The sequence below is a fragment of the Brasilonema sp. UFV-L1 genome (assembly GCF_012912105.1).
Lineage (GTDB): Bacteria > Cyanobacteriota > Cyanobacteriia > Cyanobacteriales > Nostocaceae > Brasilonema.
The window spans coordinates 20,214-38,435 of record NZ_QMEA01000022.1; the positions used below are offsets into that span (position 1 = coordinate 20,214).

An 18,222-nucleotide genomic window follows, 5' to 3' on the forward strand; every position below is an offset into this window, starting at 1 on the left:
TACACCTAGGAATTTTGTGTAAGTTCTTTGAAATTTAAATAATTAAATCAGGAGATTCAAAGCTTTGAAACATTTTAATATAGCGGTTTTCATCCGGATGAAGTACAGATTTATCTGCTATAGGCTGCACGGCAGATGCTCCACTTGGGGAGCCAGTGCGTTGCGGGGGTTCCCGAGGCAGTGCGTTGGGCGGCTTCGCCGACTTGTAGCACCTGCCGTCCCGTTGTAGCACCTGGCGTGAAACCCCAAGACCGCACTGCCTCGTCCGTCTGCAGTTTCTTAACTCTTTAATGTACCTCACACTTATTGAAACCCGCTGTCACTCGCTAGCCCCTAAGAGGGGCGCTACGCAAACGCTCAAATTCGCTCATTCGCTCATTCGCTCATTCAAAATTAAGAACCACCAAAATAAATTTAGGGGCTTGAAACAAGGACGCCGTTTTCCGCACTTCGTGCCGCTCCGCTAACGCGCTATGCGTCTTTTGAAAACATTTTTTACATTCTCCATACCATAAGTTGGGGGCTTGTATCCTTTTCTTTTTCGGTCACACATTAACCTTGCTGATTCCAAAAGCTTAGACAAATTTAATTTCCACTATGTTTGAGTGGATAGTTAACAGGACTGTCTACATTAGACTGGGTAGAAGAAATTAATCTTCTAGGGGCGCAAGCTTGTGCAAATAACAAAATGCTGATTGGTAAAGCAAGGGTGAAAATTCTGTTCCAGTGCATATTATTCATAGAATTTATTGAACTCTTCATCAGTTCGACTCCTTGATTTCAGGTGTTCTGTTATTTTTATATAATTTGCCAAGATAAAAGTCGATACAGAAAAGTTAAGGAATTAAATCTATAAGCTAACTTAACTTGAGACTTAACTTTTACAGCATCATTCTTAACTATAGGAATCCTCCGCAGATTTTTGAAACACACGTAGGTGGGCACTGCCACTAAAACCCGAATATAGTGGGCAGGATCTGATTAGCAGTGCCCACCCTACACTACTCAAGATTTTTCATAAATTATTTAGGATTCCTATAGAGTTAAATCTTCAATTCTTGACGCGATAAAAATTCTCTTTCCAGCAATTGAAAGGCAATTCTTTTACCTGTACACCAGCCGTAATATCCATAAGTTGCGGATCTAGCAACAGTTTTCTCGAAACCTACAAAGTAAAGTGTAGGGTCAACAATAGATTGGCATTTACCATCTGTTTTTGGTAATAACCTATCGTTCACATGAAGATACAATTCAGGCTGTCTCAATATTTTATTGATGCCAGGACGAAAGCCAGTACCTAAAATAATTGCATCGTCATCTTGTGATACACCATTGGCAAAGATTACGCCTGTTTTTGTGAGTTGCTGAATACGACTAGAAATGACTTGAATGTTTCCTTTTTTGATTTGTTTGACAGTACCTCTATCTACCCACGCCACACGTCCCTGATTAACTTCCATATCCATTGCTCCTTTATCTTCTGGATAGATAGAGTATGCACTCAAATCTAAAGCAAAACGCTGAATAAATTTATCAGTTTCCTTGATCTCTGCTTGCAATTCTTCTGGAGAGAAGTCTATGGCTCTCTCCATAGCTTCTATTCTGTTATCTGTTGTATTTTGATTGAACAACCGTTTAAAGTATGACTTGCTTCGCCATAACCAATATTGTAGCGCTCGCAGTCTCGGATAAAGAGGAAATACCCAACGTTTACCGCGAATTAACATATCTACACGAGCAGCACCGTGTTCATATAAATCAAGTGCTATTTCTGCTGCTGAATTTCCCGAACCAACGACTAAAACTTTCTGATTTCGATAAGGGATACCGTTTTTATAGGCACTACTATGAATAATCTTACCTGAAAAATCTTCTTGTCCAACAAAATTTGGTATCACAGGTTCATTAGTTAATCCGGTACAGATAACCAGGATTTTGCATTTTAGCATATCTTTAGTTGTTTGTATCTGCCAGTTATAATCAGTTTGGTTTTGATTATCAACCTTGGTAATACTTTGTACTTCCTCAGCAAAACGAATATGTGAATCAACTTGGAAATGATGTGCATATTCTGTTAAATACTGCACCATTTCATCTTTGGTCTTAAACGTGGAATATTTTCCGTTACCTTCAAAGAAAGGTAGGGTAAAATAGGGGTTTTGACTAACTAATCGCTGATATGCGTTTTTCCATATAGTCGCAACAGTCTCGCCTTTCTCGATGACGACAAAATTATTAATGCCAAATTTTTTTAAACTCGCAGCTACAGTAATACCGCAAAAACCAGCCCCAATTATGATAACGTCTAGTTTAGCATTCATAAAATTGGCTTTGATTGCAAATCTTAACTATTCTCTTTATAAAATTTGGCGCTTCAATAGTCAATATAGATTAGTTAGGGAATTTGAGGGGATGAAAACTTACTTAAATCTCCTTCTTGCTTCCTCCATTCATGAGTTAAGTTTACAAGTTAAGTCACTTCCTTTCCCAGTTCCTTAACTTTTCTGTATCGACAAGGGAATTGTTACCTTCTATATATAAACAGCAAGACTACTTATCTATTACGGAATCTATTACCGAAGAGTTTATATGAACTTGATGAGTCTATTGTTACGCTCTTCTTGGAAAACCCTGGCTCTTGCTGCTTTCATCGGTTTATTAAGTGGGGTTAGTACAGCCGGATTGATTGTTACAATAAACACTCAAGTTAATCACTCTTCACTAACAACCACACTCATTTGGAGTTTTATCGGTCTTTGTTTTCTAAGATTGCTTACTAATATCATTTCTAAATATTTATTAATAAATCTTGCAGAAAAAGCAATTTTAGAATTACGGCTCATCTTGAGTGAGAAAATTTTAGCTGCACCACTATATCATTTAGAGCGCTTAGGAAAGCATCGCATCTTAGCTACACTAACGGATGATGTTGTAGCAATTTCTAAGACAGTTTACGTTATTCCTACGTTGTGTATTGATATTGCCATTGTTGTGAGTTGCCTTTTTTATTTGTTTTGGTTGTCTCCAATAGTATTTATTCTAGTGGTGATTTCCTTGTTTCTAGGAATATTCAGCTATCAACAGGTAGCACACAAGGCAACGTTATTTTTTACATTAGCTCGTCAGCAAGAAGATAGATTATTTAACCATTTTCGGAGCATAACTGAAGGAACGAAAGAACTTAAGCTTCACTATCAGCGACGACAAACATTTCTGAAGAAAGAACTGAAAGAAACTGCACAATTATGTCGGCGTAAAAATGTAGTTGGGACGACTATATTTGCGGCTGCTGCTAGTTGGGGTAATATTTTATTCTTTGTGGTTGTTGGGCTAGTCATTTTTGCCTTTCCTAATTTTAAAGCTATTCCTACCAATGTTTTGTCTGGCTATGCACTGACTATCCTCTACCTGCTTTCTCCTTTAGATTACATTATGAGTGCTATTCCTACCTTCAGCAAAGCAACTGTTGCTTTGGAGAATATTGACTCTCTTAAGCTATCATTGTCAAATCACTCACATGAGAGTAATTTGATAAGTTGGGATGAAGCAGATAATCTCTGTAAGCGTCTAGAACTTTTAGGTGTGACTCATACTTATCATCAAGACTATGAAGATACACCTTTTACTCTTGGTCCGATTGATTTGACTTTTTCTGATGGTGAAATTGTTTTTATCGTTGGTGGTAATGGTAGTGGGAAATCTACTCTTGTTAAGCTAATCACTGGATTGTACCTTCCTGAGAGTGGAAAAATCTATCTCAACGGCAAATTAGTAACTACAGAAAATCAAGAGTGGTTTCGCCAATATTTCTCAGTGGTCTTCTCTGACTTTTATTTGTTCGATAAGTTTTTGAGTGTAGGTGAAAATTTTGCTGACAAGCAAATTTATGACTATCTGGTTAAGTTAAAACTTGAGAAAAAAGTTCAAGTGAAAAATGGTTTACTTTCTACTACCTCATTGTCTCAAGGACAGCGAAAACGCCTAGCTCTATTGACTGCTTATTTAGAAGATCGACCTATTTATGTATTTGATGAATGGGCTTCTGATCAAGATCCTGAATTTAAGAAGATTTTTTATATGCAGTTATTACCTGAATTAAAGAATAAAGGTAAAACTGTGATAGTTGTTAGCCATGACGACCAATATTTCTATTTATCAGACCGGATAGTGAAGCTAGATTATGGCAAGGTAAACAATGTTTAAAATTGTGTAAAATTTGAAATATAGCAGTCCTAAATCCTGAGCCGCTGCGGGCACGCTGCTTTGTTGGCTGCGCCTGCGCTTTGCGCTTACGTGAAAACCTCTCTTTATTCTTCTCTGGTGTGTACTCTGCGAAGGCGTGCGGTAGCCTACGGCAAGCCGCTCCGCGTCTACATTTAAAAAATAATTTTCACAAATTAAGTAAGTCGGCACAAATAAACCGAAGCATGTAACAGAATGTAAAGTACGCCAAATCCTTGTGATTGCTACCCGGAGGGAAGCCCCCTCCGGGGTCTACGTTTCACTGCGTTCCACTCGCTGCGGACATACCTTGAAATTTTTACGCCGACTTACTTAGATAGAATTGCTATATTAAGCTTTACGATATATAGCTACGAAAAATTTGATGTATGACAAGTGAAGAATTTTAATCAAAACTTAAGTCAATAAAATCCTTAACTTTTCTACATCTACAACTGACGCCTCAAACCCTAAAAATAAAGTCAGTCAACCTTTGATCAATAACGCAGGCAACTAGAATGCACGAACTGTTGTCACCTTATGAATATCAAGTTGGTGGTCGCCTCCCAGTAGATGCACCTAGCTATGTCATGCGACAGGCGGATAAGGAACTCTACCAGGCTTTGAAATCAGGTGCTTTTTGCTACGTCCTCAACTGTCGCCAAATGGGGAAGTCTAGCCTGCGTGTACAGGTGGCTAAGCAACTGCAAGAAGATGGCTTTGCTTGTGCAACGGTTGACTTGTCCGGTATTGGGAACAAGAACATTACACCAGACCAATGGTATGCCGATATTATTATGCGTCTAGTGCGGAGTTTCCGTTTATCTGGCCAGATAAACGTCCGCAATTGGCTAGCAGAACGGCAAGACTTATCGCCTGTAGGTCGCTTGGGCGAGTTGCTGCAAAACGTACTGCCAGAATTAATAGTCCAACCAATTGTGATTTTTTTCGATGAAATCGACAGTACTCTCAGCTTACCATTTAATACAGATGACTTTTTCGCTCTGATTCGCTCTTGCCACGAATACAAACGCCTGACCTTTGCTTTGTTGGGAGTAGCAACACCCTCAGATTTAATTGCAGATAAAACTCGCACACCTTTTAATATTGGTCGGGCGATTGAGTTGAATGGTTTCTGCTTGCATGAAGTTAAACCATTAGAAGGAGGATTGGCTTCTCAGATAGACAATCCCAAGTCTGTACTCAAAGAGATACTTGCTTGGACGGGAGGACAGCCATTTCTGACTCAAAAACTATGTCAGTTGGTAGCACAGAAGGAAGATAACCAGAGAAAGAAAGAATTTCCAACTCCCCAATACCCATTCTTGCAAAAGTTGATGGAAGAGATATTAACGCAGCATGAGGAGATTGCTGACCAAGTCTGTGCGATTGTGCGATCGCGCATCATTGAAAATTGGGCAGCCCAAGATGAACCACCTCATTTAAGAACGATACGCGATCGCATACTGAGTAACGAACAACGCGCTAGCAGATTACTGGGACTGTATCAGCAAATTCTACAAGATGGTGGTGTCCCTGCTGATGATTCTCCAGAAAAAATTGAGTTACTCCTGTCAGGGTTAGTTGTCAAACAACAGGGTGTATTACAGGTTTACAACCGCATATATCAAGAAGTTTTCAACTCCGAATGGGTGGAAAAGCAATTAAAGAAGTTGCGACCCTACGCAGATTTACTGAACGGTTGGGTAGCATCTGATTTTCAAGATGAAACATATCTCCTACGAGGAGAAGCGCTCAAAGAAGCTCAAGCTTGGGCAAAAGGAAAAAGTTTGAGCAACCAAGATTATCGTTTTTTAGCTGCTAGCGAGGAACTCGATAAACAACAAGTGCAGAATGCACTGACTACATCCGAACAAGCAAATCAAATTCTGCTTAACGCCCAACAGCAAGCGAAGAAAACCATTCGGCGTGGACTGATGGGTTTATCAGTGCTTTCGGTAGTCGCTGTGACTCTAGTGGGACTCTCAGGATTGCTGACATGGCAAACTACGCAACAAAAACGACAGGTAACTGTTGGTGAAATTAAAGCGCTCATCCTTTCATCAGAAGCGGCTTTTGAGTCTCATCATAACTTGGATGCCTTGCTTGCAAGCATAAAAGCAAGTATTAAATTAAACAAAATTATTCAGGATAATGCGGTTAAAGACTTAAAAGTGCGGGTAGAAAAAGCACTACGGCAATCTATCTACTGGGTACGCGAAAGTAATCGTTTAGTAGGGCATACAGATGTCGTTACACGGGTGAAATTTAGCCCGGATGGACAGAAGCTTGCCTCTGCTAGTTGGGACAAGACAGTAAAAATTTGGCAGCGTGACGGTAAGCTACTTCACACCCTCCGAGGACATACTGATGGGGTTTGGAGTGTCAATTTTAGCCCAAATGGTAAGATGCTAGTGAGTGCCAGTCGGGATAAAACTGTAAAGGTTTGGCGTGTTGAAGATGGTCGAGAACTTCTTAGTTTACCTCACAAGGATTGGGTGGCATGCGTAGGCTTTAGCCCCGATAGTAAGATGGTAGCAGGGATGGAGTGGGGTGGCACAATGCGGTTATGGAATTTGGAAGGTCAAGAGTTGCGATCGTTCTATACCCACAATGCACCTACTGTTGCTATTAGTTTTAGCCCCAAGGGAGGAATGATTGCTACCGCCAGTCGGGATGGTACCGCAAAAGTTTGGAGTTTGGATGGTCAAGAACTATTGACACTCAGAGGACATCGCGATTGGGTGATGTATGTTAATTTCAGTCGAGATGGCAAAACAATCGCTACTGCCAGTAAGGACAAAACTGCAAAACTCTGGAATTTAGAAGGAAAGGAACTAGTAACCCTGCATGGACATACTGATACTGTTGGTAGTGTAGTGTTCAATCGTGATGGTCAGACTATTGCGACTGCTGGTTGGGATAAAACTGTCCGACTTTGGAACCGCCAAGGAAAGCAACTGCAAGTTTTCCAAGGTCATACAGATGCCGTTTGGGGTGTCAACTTTAGCAAGGATGGTCAGCTTCTTGCGAGTAGTGGTGAAGATGGGATGGTAAGACTATGGAACTTGGGCAATAAATCCAACTCCTCCATACTCAATCTTGGTGAAGCCGCAGCAGCCAATGTCAGTTTTAGCCCGGATGGTCAGATCCTTGGTACTGCTGGTCGCTATACGATCGCTAAATTGTGGAACCTACAAGGACAACAAATAGCAACATTAAGTGGTCATGACGATACATTGAGAAGTTTAAAATTCAGTCCCAATGGCAAATTCATTGCGACCACTAGCCGAGACAAAACTATTAAACTGTGGAATCTAGCTGGTCAAGAAGTGGTGACACTGCGAGGGCATCAGGCAGATGTTAGAAGCGTTAGTTTTAGCCCTGATAGTCAGACCATTGCCAGTGCTAGTTGGGATACAACCACTAAGTTGTGGAATCTCAGAGGTCAAGAATTGTTAACTCTACGGGGACATAAAGCAGGTGTTAGGAGTGTGAGTTTCAGCCCCAAGGGAGGAATGATTGTTACTGGCAGCGAAGATGGCACAGCCAAACTTTGGAGTTGGCAGGGTAAAGAACTGTTAACTCTGCGGGGGCATCAAGCAGGAATAGACTCAGTGAGTTTCAGTCCTATTCGCGTAGCGTCCCCGCAGGGGTTTAGCCAGACTATTGCAACTGCCAGCAAAGATAAAACGGTTAAGCTTTGGAACCGACATGGTAAAGAACTGTTAACTCTTCAAGGACATGAAGGTGAGGTAAACGCTGTCATTTTCAGTCCTAATGGACAGAGTATTGCAACTGCCAGCGAAGATATGACCGTCAAGCTTTGGAACCACAGGGGAGAAGTGCTGCAAACTCTTGGTGGTCATACTGCTGGGGTCAAAAGTTTGAGTTTTAGTCCTAATGGTCAAGTGTTGGTTTCATCAGATTCAATTGGTCACGTCATTCTCTGGAATTTAGATTTTGATTCCAGTCCGGAGAAATTATTGGTGCAAGGGTGCAATTGGGCAAAGGACTATTTGAAAAATAGTGCAAATGTCAAAGAGGAAGACCGTCATCTGTGCGATCTGGGTGTGGTCAAAATTGGTGTTTAGACTAGTAGTCTGTCACACCAACTTTGCGGGGTATTAGCAATTTTTGGTAAGCTATCTCAAGGCGGGTTGAGGATGGCATGATGGCAAAAAAATATACTGTGTGTTTGACACCGGAAGAAGTCGAAAAGCTGCAAACAGTGATCAGGTCAGGAAAGACCAAAGCGCGAAGTATAACCCGTGCCCGTATTATCCTGATGAGCTTTGAGGGGAAAACAGATAAAGCGATCGCACACAACCTTGGGGTCAATGTTTCAACAGTGGAACGTGCTCGACAAAGACTAGCAACCGGAGGTATAGATTTAGTGCTAAACGAGCGTCCACACCCACCTAAGACACGCAAAATTGATGATGAAAAAGAAGCTTTCTTAATTGCGACAGCATGTTCAAAAGCACCTGAAGGAAACACACGCTGGACATTAAGATTGTTAGCAGGGCGATTAGTACATTTAGGCATTGTGAACTCAGTTAGTTATGAAACGATACGTAGGACTTTAAAAAAAACGAAATTAAACCGTGGCTAAAGCAACAGTGGTGTATCCCCTGAGATTCTTCACTCCGCTTCGCTACATTCAGAATGACACTTTAGAACGCGAATTGGTATAAGCACGCGAACTACCCTTATAATTCTCCTTTAGCGCCACCAAACTTGCATTCTCTTTACTTTGCGTTCTACTGTTCAAAAACCCTGCAGGAGTAACGGATTTAAATCTTTATGAGTACCCGTTGAACAAGCTGGGAGTAGACTGCCAGTGCTTGAGCCACAACTTGATCCATATTGTAATACTTATAGGTTGCCAACCGTCCCACGAAACTTACGCTTGGGGTTGCGTCAGCTAGTGCTTTGTATTTTTTGTAAATTTCAGCGTTTTCTGGACGCGGTATGGGGTAGTAGGGATCTCCTTCTGCTTGCGGGTACTCGTAGACAATACTAGTTTTAGGATGTTCTTGTCCCGTCAGGTACTTGAACTCGGTGACGCGGGTGTATGGATGTTCGTTCGGGTAATTTATGACTGGTGCAGGCTGATGCACAGGTTTGTTTAGCGTTTCATGCTTGAACTCTAGAGAACGGTAGGGAAGTTTCCCATAGCAGTAATCGAAAAACTCGTCGATGGGACCAGTGTAGATCATCTCGCGGTAGGCGATCGCCTCTTGAATCTCCCGATAATCGGTGTTAAGCATAATCTTGATGTTGGGGTGAGACAACATCTTCTCAAACATTCGCGTATAACCATATAGAGGCATTGCTTGATAAGTGTCTGTGAAATAGCGATCGTCGCGGTTTGTGCGGGTAGGTACACGGGCGGTGACTGATCTGTCGAGTTCCGATGGATCGAGTCCCCATTGCTTACGGGTGTAACCACGGAAAAATTTCTCGTACAATTCTCGACCAACTTTGCTCACCACCACGTCTTCTGAAGTGCGGATGTACTCTTTTTGTTCAGCGACTGAAGCAAAGAACTCCTCTACTTGGAACGAAGTGAGATTCAATCCGTATAATCGATTAACGGTATCAAGATTGATTGGGATGGGTACAAGTTGACCATCTACGCTAGCCTTAACGCGATGTTCGTAAGGTCGCCACTCGGTGAAGAATGAAAGATACTCAAAGACTTCGCGGGAGTTGGTGTGAAAGATATGCGGACCGTATTTGTGTACGAGTAAGCCTGAATCATCGTAGTGATCGTAGGCGTTACCGCCAATATGAGGACGTTTGTCAACAATCAGAACTTTTTTTCCAGACTGACTCGCTAGTCTTTCAGCAAGGACGCTTCCAGCGAATCCTGCGCCAACAATTAAGTAATCGAACATTTAAGTATTCCACCTTTTAAATATTTGGATATCTACAAGCAGAAGCAATGATTTGCAGGTTCAGGTCATAAGCGCGTCGTGTTCAGAGAGAATAAAAAACCGCACGAGGCAAGAGAGGACACAGAGAAACAGAGGGAGGGAGAAGATTTTCTGTTTGAATGCAACGCGCGTATCAACTTTTATTTGCAAATCATGAGTTACGGTAAACTCATGAAAATGCCCATTTCTCTTTCTTTTGAAAAAGTCAGTTACCGATTGGAGGTGCTAGGGAAACTCGTGGAGTTCCACCACCACCGATATTCTTCGGTCCGTTGTTATCGACAATATGAAGTGCTTTAAATAACTTCATAAAGTCGTCGTAAAATTTCCCATTAGCAGTTTGGAAATCATAACCATAAGTAGCCCGAAACTCTTCAACAACTCCTTTCTCGACACATAAGTAATGTGCGTCCCAACCTGCATCATCAACAACATAAGCACCATAATTTTGTAATGCCTGAAATAACTTTTTAGCAGCTGGTGTTTGCAGTTTTAATCTTGCTGCAGTCACATTGCGAGGAATTGCCAGAAGTGTTCCTTGTACTAACTTAGGATTAGTACCGTGATATTGATTGGCGGCGTTACTATCAGCAATGTAGGCAGGCCAACGATATCCTGGAACAGTACGAGAGTAGTAAAGGTATTTTTCCCCCCAAATAACAACTTTTAATGCATGGCGGATCGGTTGATTGTTTGTGAGTTCACCTTTGCGAATAGATCCACCAATAGAAGAGAGACCAGAACCGAGGTGTCCGCCTTTGATACCGTCACCATAAATATCAACGCCGCCCCAAGGATTACGCCACCCATGAACAGATCCTCCTGCTGTACAGCGTGCTAGTGGTTCAAATTGCTCAAGGGTTTTACCATCGGGCATGAGAAAGGCTGAGGCGTTGTTGGGTGTATAATATGGCTGACTTGTGGCATCTGGAACAATCAAGTTGTCTGGCACAGGTAGCGAAATTCCCATAGATTGGGTTCCTGTACAGCGTCCAGGTCCAAAATTGCCAGGACTGTAAACCGGACGTTGGGGATCGTTGCTGTTGAGTTTGTAGAAGTATTCTTCATCTCCAGAAGCATATTTTGCCTGTTGAATCTTTGCTGGTCGATAAACTGCGCGAGAGCCAATCGGCATATTCCATATAGAATTGGATGCGAAAGGCCACAGCCATTTGTCGCGTTTGCCCTGAGTGGTGGTAGATTTGGCAATGTGGTTGGTGTTCTGGCTCATGGTAACGCCGGTAGAAGCATAACTTAAGAACAAGAGCAAGCTAACCAAAAATATTGTTAATAAAACCCGCGTCACATTGCTTAACTGACCTCTTTTGAATTCAAAGTATGCCCTGCGGGCACGCTGCGCTATCAAAATGAGGAATAATTTTGAATTTTGAATTTTGAATTTTGAATTTGAGCGGAGCGAGTGACGCTTCTTCTGCCCTAGTTGCCGTAAAAATGCCGTATATTTACGAGCTTTGTTGGTCGTCATGTTAGTATGCTCCTTTACGCCTAACAACAACTAGGATAGTTTGTCAGATAATAGGCAGCTCAAGCCACAAAGACCAGTGTTCGATATTCTGTAATCACTTAGTGCAAAAACTGCGATGTTGTTAGGTCACACTTAATATGCGTCGGCGCAGAGCGTAAAACAGCGACAGTATTCTAGTGTAACCATTAGAGCCGAACCATTGCAGCATGGCGATCGCCAAACTCAAGCGCAAGTACTCCCGCGAGTAACGTAGTTTAGGAAAGTGAGCAATGGCTTGTTGCCGAAAATGAATTGCCTTGTTGTAGTCTCTATTACCACTTTGCACGGCTTTCCAAGCTAAAAATATGTTGGCATGACCATAGCTTCGGCTTTTTAAATACAATAGTTCGGGCGGTGCAGTGCAGAATGCTTTCTCAATAATGATCTCAAAAGCTTCTTCCACCACTTGCCAGTTTTTAGTCATATTATTAAGGTGCATTCGATAGCGCATTAAAGGTTCTTTGAGCACTGCAAAGGGATAACGAGCAGCAATCCGAATCCACATATCCCAATCGTCAATGTTGCGTAAATTTGGGTCAAATCCCCCAACCGTGTCAAAACAACAGCGACGAACCATGACTGAAGAGGAAGGTACTGTATTTTGCACCACGAGTTGTTTCCAAACGTCACCCTCAGCATTTGAGATCATGACTCTACCTGTGGGCTGACTTTGTGCATCAATAACAGCCATCCAAGTATGCACCAAGCCTACTGCAGGATTATTTTCCAGACAACGCACTTGCTTTTCTAGCATTGTCGGTTCCCACAGATCATCAGCGTCCAAGAATGCTATATACTCTCCTTGAGCATTAGCAATACCTGTGTTGCGTGCTTTGGGTACGCCCTGATTTGTTTGGGAAATCAGTTTCACTCGTGGATCGACTAGCTGAGAAACCCATTCGACAATATTGTCTGAGCTACCATCATTAATAATTAATGCTTCAAAATCAGTAAAAGTCTGCCTCAGAATACTCTCCACAGTTTCAGGGAGATAAACCATAGCATTATAGGCTGGAATAACAACAGAAACCTTGGGCATTGTCGGTCTTCCTCAGCATTTGGCTAATCAGAAACACTACATTATCCATACAGACTATCGGCATTAGAGTGACCAATTCCCTTGTCAATTATCAATTATCAATTATCAGTTATCAGTTATCAGTTATCAGTTTGAAGAAGAATGGGCTAGCCCCCTTAGGGGGCGCTGCGCAAACGCCCCGCTACGCTAACAGCAATTCTGAATTCAGTATTCAGAAGAAATAAATAAAGAATTGCGACTCCTGACCGGAGGCGGAGCTTTCCTTGCTCCGCTCCTGACTCCTGACTCCTGACTCCTGACTCCTTCACTGTTCCCTGTTCATTGTTCATTGATGTTGACTTGATACTGATGCTAGTTCCTCAGCTTGCTGTGATTCGTTGTTAATAAAAGACAAAGTAGTATTGAGTGTGCGAATAACTCTTGCTGGATTTCCTACAACTACGGAGCAACTAGGAACGTCTTTCACTACAACAGAACCAGCTCCAATCACAGCATGATCCCCAACAGTAATCGGTCCAATAATCACAACATTGGAACCGATTTCTACATTATTTCCAATTTTTGGAGACCCACTGGCTGTACCATCTGGTAGTATCTTATTGCCAATAGTGGTTGAATGTCTTAAGGTACAATTCATACCTATTATTGTTTCATGATTGACGACCAAAGCGTGACAATGAAGTAGCTTAAGATTTGCTCCTATCTGTGTATTCCAAGGTAATTCAACCCCTAATATCCACTCAATTAATAGTTGGTAAAATCCTCTATAAAAACTTGAAAATAAAGAAAAAGGACCAGGTAAAAGTCCAAATATTTTTGTCGAACGAAACATCAATAATATGAAACGTGATTTGGAGCTTGTTTCTTTATTTACTTGCCAATCTTGCAGTATATAATTAAGATAATTAATCATTTTTATGACATCTCCTTACTCCAATAATAGGGAATTAAACTGTCTGTTTAGACTGAAAATACATAGTTTTCAAAAATGAAAATTCCATGAACTGACATCACAAGGTTTTCAAGCCTCCTTTTTTATAATATCTTCATAGCCAGCGTTTGGACAATTTTTCACTTTCTTATTTTTCTCAAGAACTTGCCTAATGGCTTATCTTTGATTTTTTGCCAAATACCTACCTTTGTCAGCTGACCTCGCAATAAAAGTGTTCTGTCTTCAGCCAATTTGCGAATAACAGCTATACCGTAGTTAATTGGATTGGTTTTAATTTCGAGTAAATCAAAATGAGGAGACTTTTTGATTAATTTATCAATCACATATCTTGGACCGTACCAACCACAATATTTAGGGTTAATATCATGCAAAATGATATATCCACCAACTGATACATGCGGATAAAAAAGCATAAAATCATTCAAACATCCTTCTACGGTGTGGTCTCCATCGATGAAAAGAAAATCAATAGGCTCACTGAGGAATTCATGAATTTTTGCTCCCACTTCTTGAGAATTCTTTTTATAAAACTTGACTCGATGTGAAAGTTGAGCTGCATCTACAGATTTCTGGGCGTATTCAAGGGGATTAGTTAAATACCCACGATGATAAGGTAGGACTGGAATAATATCATTAAATAAATCAACCGAGTGAACAGTGCCTTGACTTCTTATTTGCTCTAAACCAGCAGCCAACCAAATTGTAGACACACCAGTAAAACAACCAATCTCTAAAATATTCTTTGGTGCAACATTGCAAACTAAAGCTCTGAGAAAATCTCCTTGCTCTGGTGATATGGAGTCAGGGTAAGTAAATTTATCTTGATACATTTTGATTAATGTAACAGCCCAAGGAGATGTGCAGTTTTTTAAATGTTCTGGAATTTCATAATATTGATGTGAAATACCTAAAGATAACCAAAGTTCATTGATCAAATTCTCAAGTTCATCTTTTTTGATATGCACTTCACCATTTATGTTTTGTTGAGCAATATGTTTTTCTGTTATAACTTTTATGATGTCCTCCTGTCCTAATTGAAACAATTGAGATAGCTCTTTTGTAGAAAAAACTTCTTTTTCATTAAGGATAGTCATTATCAATTCCTTTTGATTTCTTAAAGTGCAAACAATCAGTTTTAATTATTTCAGCTAACAACAATAGTTTACCTGTTATTTACTTAACCTCCGCTCAAACTATTCAAGTGAAGGTTTGGGTTAGAGAGTTGCTCAATCAATAGGTGAAAAGTGCTCATAAATTCCACACTCATTAAGTAAGTTTGTTCGGCTGTGGGTATAGCTGTCAATCTGCACGGACATATCTTACCGTTCCCTATGACTCCATACCTGGAAGTGCGTAAAACTTGTGAAGGTATTGCTGTTGGTTTCCGTCATTGAGCGCTTGTTTAGCCGCTTCAATGATGGTGTTAAGATGAAATTTACTCAGTCCATTGTTGGCAGATGTAAAGATGATTTTGCTCAACTGCTCCGGAGACAAATGTATGATTTCCATTGCAATCTTATCAATTATTATGTCTTGAAGATTAATTGTTTCTGTTGAGGCCGTAGGGTAAGACTGATGTTCAAGTTCTTGATGTACATTGCTCAACGGTTGTCTATTGAAAAGCTGTACCTCGGACTCTTGAAAGCTGGGAGTTTGTGTACCATTAGCAACGTACGTGTTAGTATCAATCTGCTGTACTAACACGCCAATTTGGTCATCACACTGACTTTGTTGAGGGTTATCTGTACACAGCACCTGTTCGCATCCATCTTCTGGATGTTGCTTTGAAGATTCTGCAATGTTTGTCGATATCATTGCCTCACCAATGTGAGTCGTGTCAACTGTATAAGTTTTTCCTTGACGTTGTACAGTGCGTTTTTTGGTATCTGCGTTTTTATCGCAGATAGATTGACGCATTTGACGAACCATAAATTCAGAAACACCACAACGTTTGGCAATCTCTCGATTACTCCAATGACTCCACTCCTCATCCTGTAGCATTATATCCACCGCACGGCGTTTATCTGCATTGGTACGTCGTAGACCATGATTGGCATTTGCTCCCACCGAGTACAGCAAAGCGTCGCGGCGGCTACCCTGGTGTATTTCTACGGTAATCTCTTGACGGCCAGCTTTTTTAGTTGCATGCAGCCGATGGAAACCGTCTGCCAGCCAGTAGTTTTTGCCGTCGTAAAACACCAGGATTGGTGGGAAGACAGCATCCAACGTTATGGCTTCGGCATACTCTGCAATGACATCCCAATTGAGTTTGACGCGTGACTGAGTGCCGCCATTGATGAGAATGCCTGCAATCGGAAGATACTCAACACTCGAGGTAAATGTAGTCGTCATAACTATATAATCTTTCAGGAACTTTAACAGACATGGGTGAGTTCTGGAGATGCCGATGAGAGCTAAAACTGAAATTTCTATGCACTAGAGGAGATCTTTTTTCAGCAATTCCTTGGAATCCACACATGACTTTAAGTAATACTTACTTTAATATTGAAGATTTCTAAATCTTCCTATTTATACAGTTTATATAAATTTAAGTAAATTTTTATAGTTAGAGCAGATACTTGTGAATTTTCAGTTTTGAATTTTTAAATTGATTTGAATAAAAATCCTTTGAATACTTTCAATACACTGACTTTTGTTTTCCTGTGAAATTGATTTTTTTTACAAAACTTGTGTGTTGAAAGTTTAATTATGGTATATACTCTGAACTAAGAGCTTTCACTCTAGCTAAGTATGTCATCAACGAGCGGGCTAAAGCCACGCTCGCTTGTCCGAAACAAGTCGGGTGACGTAAGTGATGACTAGCCCATAAGACACAACTTGGTACACACTTGCGAATACCTCTCCAGTTCGGATTATCTGTAAGACCTCTTGTTGGGTTGTGGTTAAAGACCAGTCATCTTAGTTGTGTTGGGCGAGGAGACTTAAACAGGTTTACTAGTTCCTGGGATTATATCCAATCAAAAAACTAGTCCTTTTTAGGAGGACGCGCATTCCCTTGTGTTGTCTTTCCTCCTGTGCCGCGCATGCGACGAGTTTCTACATTTCTTCCCGCAAGGTTTTATGAATAACCCCACCCAATCCTGCTGCGCTTGTAGATACTTAAATTCACACAACTAGCCAACTGAGGCAATCTCGAAAATTTTTATCTGATACAGACTTTTATTATTTCTCTAGACTTGATATCTGTAAACTGACTGGTGTAACAAGCCATAATACTATTCCTTAAAGGAATGACTCAAGGAAAGAGGATTAGCCGAAATCAGCCATATTAACAAAATAGGTCATGTCGAATAGGGATTTAACTTCTAGTGGTTCAATATCCCTCAGGTTAAAACTAGCTTTTTCATAACGCTGTTGCATTCGGCTTTAAATGAAAAGTGTAAATGTCGTGCCTGCGACAAACACCTATTTAATTGTTAGTTTGAATCATGATTTGATTATCCAACGTCAAATCGGAAGTATCGTGATGGCGTATATAAACCATGTCGTCAGCCATTTTTCCGTTTTGCATAAGTAAGTCGGTGAGAATAAACCTAACTATGTAACAGAATGTAAAATCAGTGAAACCCTAGCGATTGCTTCATTACACCTTCGTTTCATTCGCTGCGGAGATAACGTGAATTATTTAAGTCGTTCTACTTAAGTCTAAAGAGTGTTTACTAAGCTTGCATGAAAAAGTTATTTATTTGTAAATGAATACTACAAGAATTCTTATCAAAGCCGGTCGAACTGAAAGCCAGTATTGGAAAGATTTATGGCGTTATCGAGAACTGTTTTACTTCCTAGCTTGGCGCGATATTTTGGTGCGGTATAAGCAGACTGTGATTGGAATTGCCTGGGCTTTGCTTCGACCATTTTTAGCAATGATTGTTTCCACAGTAGTGTTTGGCAATCTCGCAAAGTTACCCTCCGAGGGTGTGCCATATCCAATTTTAGTATTTGCAGCAATGCTACCGTGGCAGTTTTTTGCGAGTTCTTTAACAGAGTGTAGCCTCAGCTTGATTAATAGTAGTCACCTCATTTCTAAAGTTTATTTTCCTCGCTTGATTGTGCCAGTCAGTTCAGTCATTGTTAGCTTTGTAGATTTTCTCATTTCCGGCATCATCCTGTTAGGATTGATGGCTTGGTATGACTTTGTGCCCGATTGGCGTATCTTAACGCTACCGTTTTTTATTCTGATTGCCTTTGCAGTGGCGATTGGAGGGGGGCTTTGGTTAGGGGCGCTGAATGTAAAGTACCGTGATTTCCGCCATATTGTGCCGTTTCTTGTGCAGTTTGGCTTTTATATATCTCCGGTTGCTTATAGTAGCAGCGTGATATCCCCAAAGTGGCGCTTACTCTACTCTTTGAATCCAATGGTAGGGGTGATTGATGGCTTTCGTTGGGCAATTTTGAGTGGGCAGTCAAAACTCTACTTGCCGGGATTCATTCTATCTACGGGATTGGCTTCTCTGCTTCTTGCCAGTGGTATTTGGTACTTCCGTAAAACCGAACGCACGTTTGCAGATGTTATTTAACTTGT

At 40.9% G+C, this 18,222-nt stretch carries 11 protein-coding genes; 4 read left to right on the forward strand and 7 right to left on the reverse strand.

The window, feature by feature from the left end; translation table 11 throughout:
* Positions 1-1,043: 1,043 nt before the first annotated feature.
* Positions 1,044-2,321, reverse strand: coding sequence for an NAD(P)/FAD-dependent oxidoreductase (locus DP117_RS09745; RefSeq protein WP_169218118.1), 1,278 nt, complete (start codon positions 2,319-2,321; stop codon positions 1,044-1,046).
* 268 nt (positions 2,322-2,589) lie between these two features.
* Between DP117_RS09745 and DP117_RS09750 the strand changes: the two genes are divergently transcribed.
* From DP117_RS09750 to DP117_RS09760, 3 genes are all read left to right on the forward strand, one after another.
* A complete protein-coding gene (locus DP117_RS09750; RefSeq protein WP_169218119.1) occupies positions 2,590-4,203 on the forward strand; it encodes a cyclic peptide export ABC transporter in 1,614 nt (537 codons plus the stop codon).
* A 536-nt stretch (positions 4,204-4,739) separates the two neighbouring features.
* Complete coding sequence (locus DP117_RS09755; protein WP_169218120.1) at positions 4,740-8,315, forward strand: AAA-like domain-containing protein; 3,576 nt, start codon at positions 4,740-4,742, stop codon at positions 8,313-8,315.
* A gap of 77 nt (positions 8,316-8,392) precedes the next feature.
* A complete protein-coding gene (locus tag DP117_RS09760) occupies positions 8,393-8,836 on the forward strand; it encodes a helix-turn-helix domain-containing protein (protein WP_169218121.1) in 444 nt (147 codons plus the stop codon).
* A 181-nt stretch (positions 8,837-9,017) separates the two neighbouring features.
* Here DP117_RS09760 and glf read toward each other — a convergent pair whose 3' ends face one another.
* The 6 genes from glf to DP117_RS09790 form a co-directional block, all read right to left on the reverse strand.
* On the reverse strand, positions 9,018-10,124 hold the full coding sequence (glf, locus tag DP117_RS09765; protein WP_169218122.1) for a UDP-galactopyranose mutase: 1,107 nt from the start codon (positions 10,122-10,124) through the stop codon (positions 9,018-9,020).
* Between the two features lie 244 nt (positions 10,125-10,368).
* On the reverse strand, positions 10,369-11,649 hold the full coding sequence (locus DP117_RS09770) for a hypothetical protein (protein ID WP_211176015.1): 1,281 nt from the start codon (positions 11,647-11,649) through the stop codon (positions 10,369-10,371).
* A gap of 121 nt (positions 11,650-11,770) precedes the next feature.
* A complete protein-coding gene (locus DP117_RS09775; RefSeq protein ID WP_169218123.1) occupies positions 11,771-12,727 on the reverse strand; it encodes a glycosyltransferase family A protein in 957 nt (318 codons plus the stop codon).
* Positions 12,728-13,052: 325 nt separating this feature from the next.
* Positions 13,053-13,640: a DapH/DapD/GlmU-related protein gene (locus DP117_RS09780; protein WP_169218124.1), complete on the reverse strand. Its 588-nt coding sequence runs from the start codon at positions 13,638-13,640 to the stop codon at positions 13,053-13,055.
* Positions 13,641-13,798: 158 nt separating this feature from the next.
* The gene (locus DP117_RS09785; RefSeq protein WP_169218125.1) at positions 13,799-14,773 is read right to left on the reverse strand and encodes a class I SAM-dependent methyltransferase; all 975 of its coding nucleotides are present in this window, start codon (positions 14,771-14,773) and stop codon (positions 13,799-13,801) included.
* 235 nt (positions 14,774-15,008) lie between these two features.
* Positions 15,009-16,031, reverse strand: a complete 1,023-nt coding sequence (locus DP117_RS09790) for a ParB/Srx family N-terminal domain-containing protein (protein WP_169218126.1) — start codon at positions 16,029-16,031, stop codon at positions 15,009-15,011.
* 1,361 nt (positions 16,032-17,392) lie between these two features.
* Here DP117_RS09790 and DP117_RS09795 point away from each other — a divergent pair.
* On the forward strand, positions 17,393-18,217 hold the full coding sequence (locus tag DP117_RS09795) for an ABC transporter permease (RefSeq protein WP_169218127.1): 825 nt from the start codon (positions 17,393-17,395) through the stop codon (positions 18,215-18,217).
* The last annotated feature ends 5 nt before the right edge of the window (positions 18,218-18,222 follow it).

Bases quoted from the DNA above. Each gene is read 5' to 3' on its own strand.
- DP117_RS09745 (WP_169218118.1), bottom strand. From the start codon at position 2,321: ATGAATGCTAAACTAGACGTTATCATAATTGGGGCTGGTTTTTGCGGT.
- DP117_RS09750 (WP_169218119.1), top strand. From the start codon at position 2,590: ATGAACTTGATGAGTCTATTGTTACGCTCTTCTTGGAAAACCCTGGCT.
- DP117_RS09755 (WP_169218120.1), top strand. From the start codon at position 4,740: ATGCACGAACTGTTGTCACCTTATGAATATCAAGTTGGTGGTCGCCTC.
- DP117_RS09760 (WP_169218121.1), top strand. From the start codon at position 8,393: ATGATGGCAAAAAAATATACTGTGTGTTTGACACCGGAAGAAGTCGAA.
- glf (WP_169218122.1), bottom strand. From the start codon at position 10,124: ATGTTCGATTACTTAATTGTTGGCGCAGGATTCGCTGGAAGCGTCCTT.
- DP117_RS09770 (WP_211176015.1), bottom strand. From the start codon at position 11,649: ATGACGACCAACAAAGCTCGTAAATATACGGCATTTTTACGGCAACTA.
- DP117_RS09775 (WP_169218123.1), bottom strand. From the start codon at position 12,727: ATGCCCAAGGTTTCTGTTGTTATTCCAGCCTATAATGCTATGGTTTAT.
- DP117_RS09780 (WP_169218124.1), bottom strand. From the start codon at position 13,640: ATGATTAATTATCTTAATTATATACTGCAAGATTGGCAAGTAAATAAA.
- DP117_RS09785 (WP_169218125.1), bottom strand. From the start codon at position 14,773: ATGACTATCCTTAATGAAAAAGAAGTTTTTTCTACAAAAGAGCTATCT.
- DP117_RS09790 (WP_169218126.1), bottom strand. From the start codon at position 16,031: ATGACGACTACATTTACCTCGAGTGTTGAGTATCTTCCGATTGCAGGC.
- DP117_RS09795 (WP_169218127.1), top strand. From the start codon at position 17,393: ATGAATACTACAAGAATTCTTATCAAAGCCGGTCGAACTGAAAGCCAG.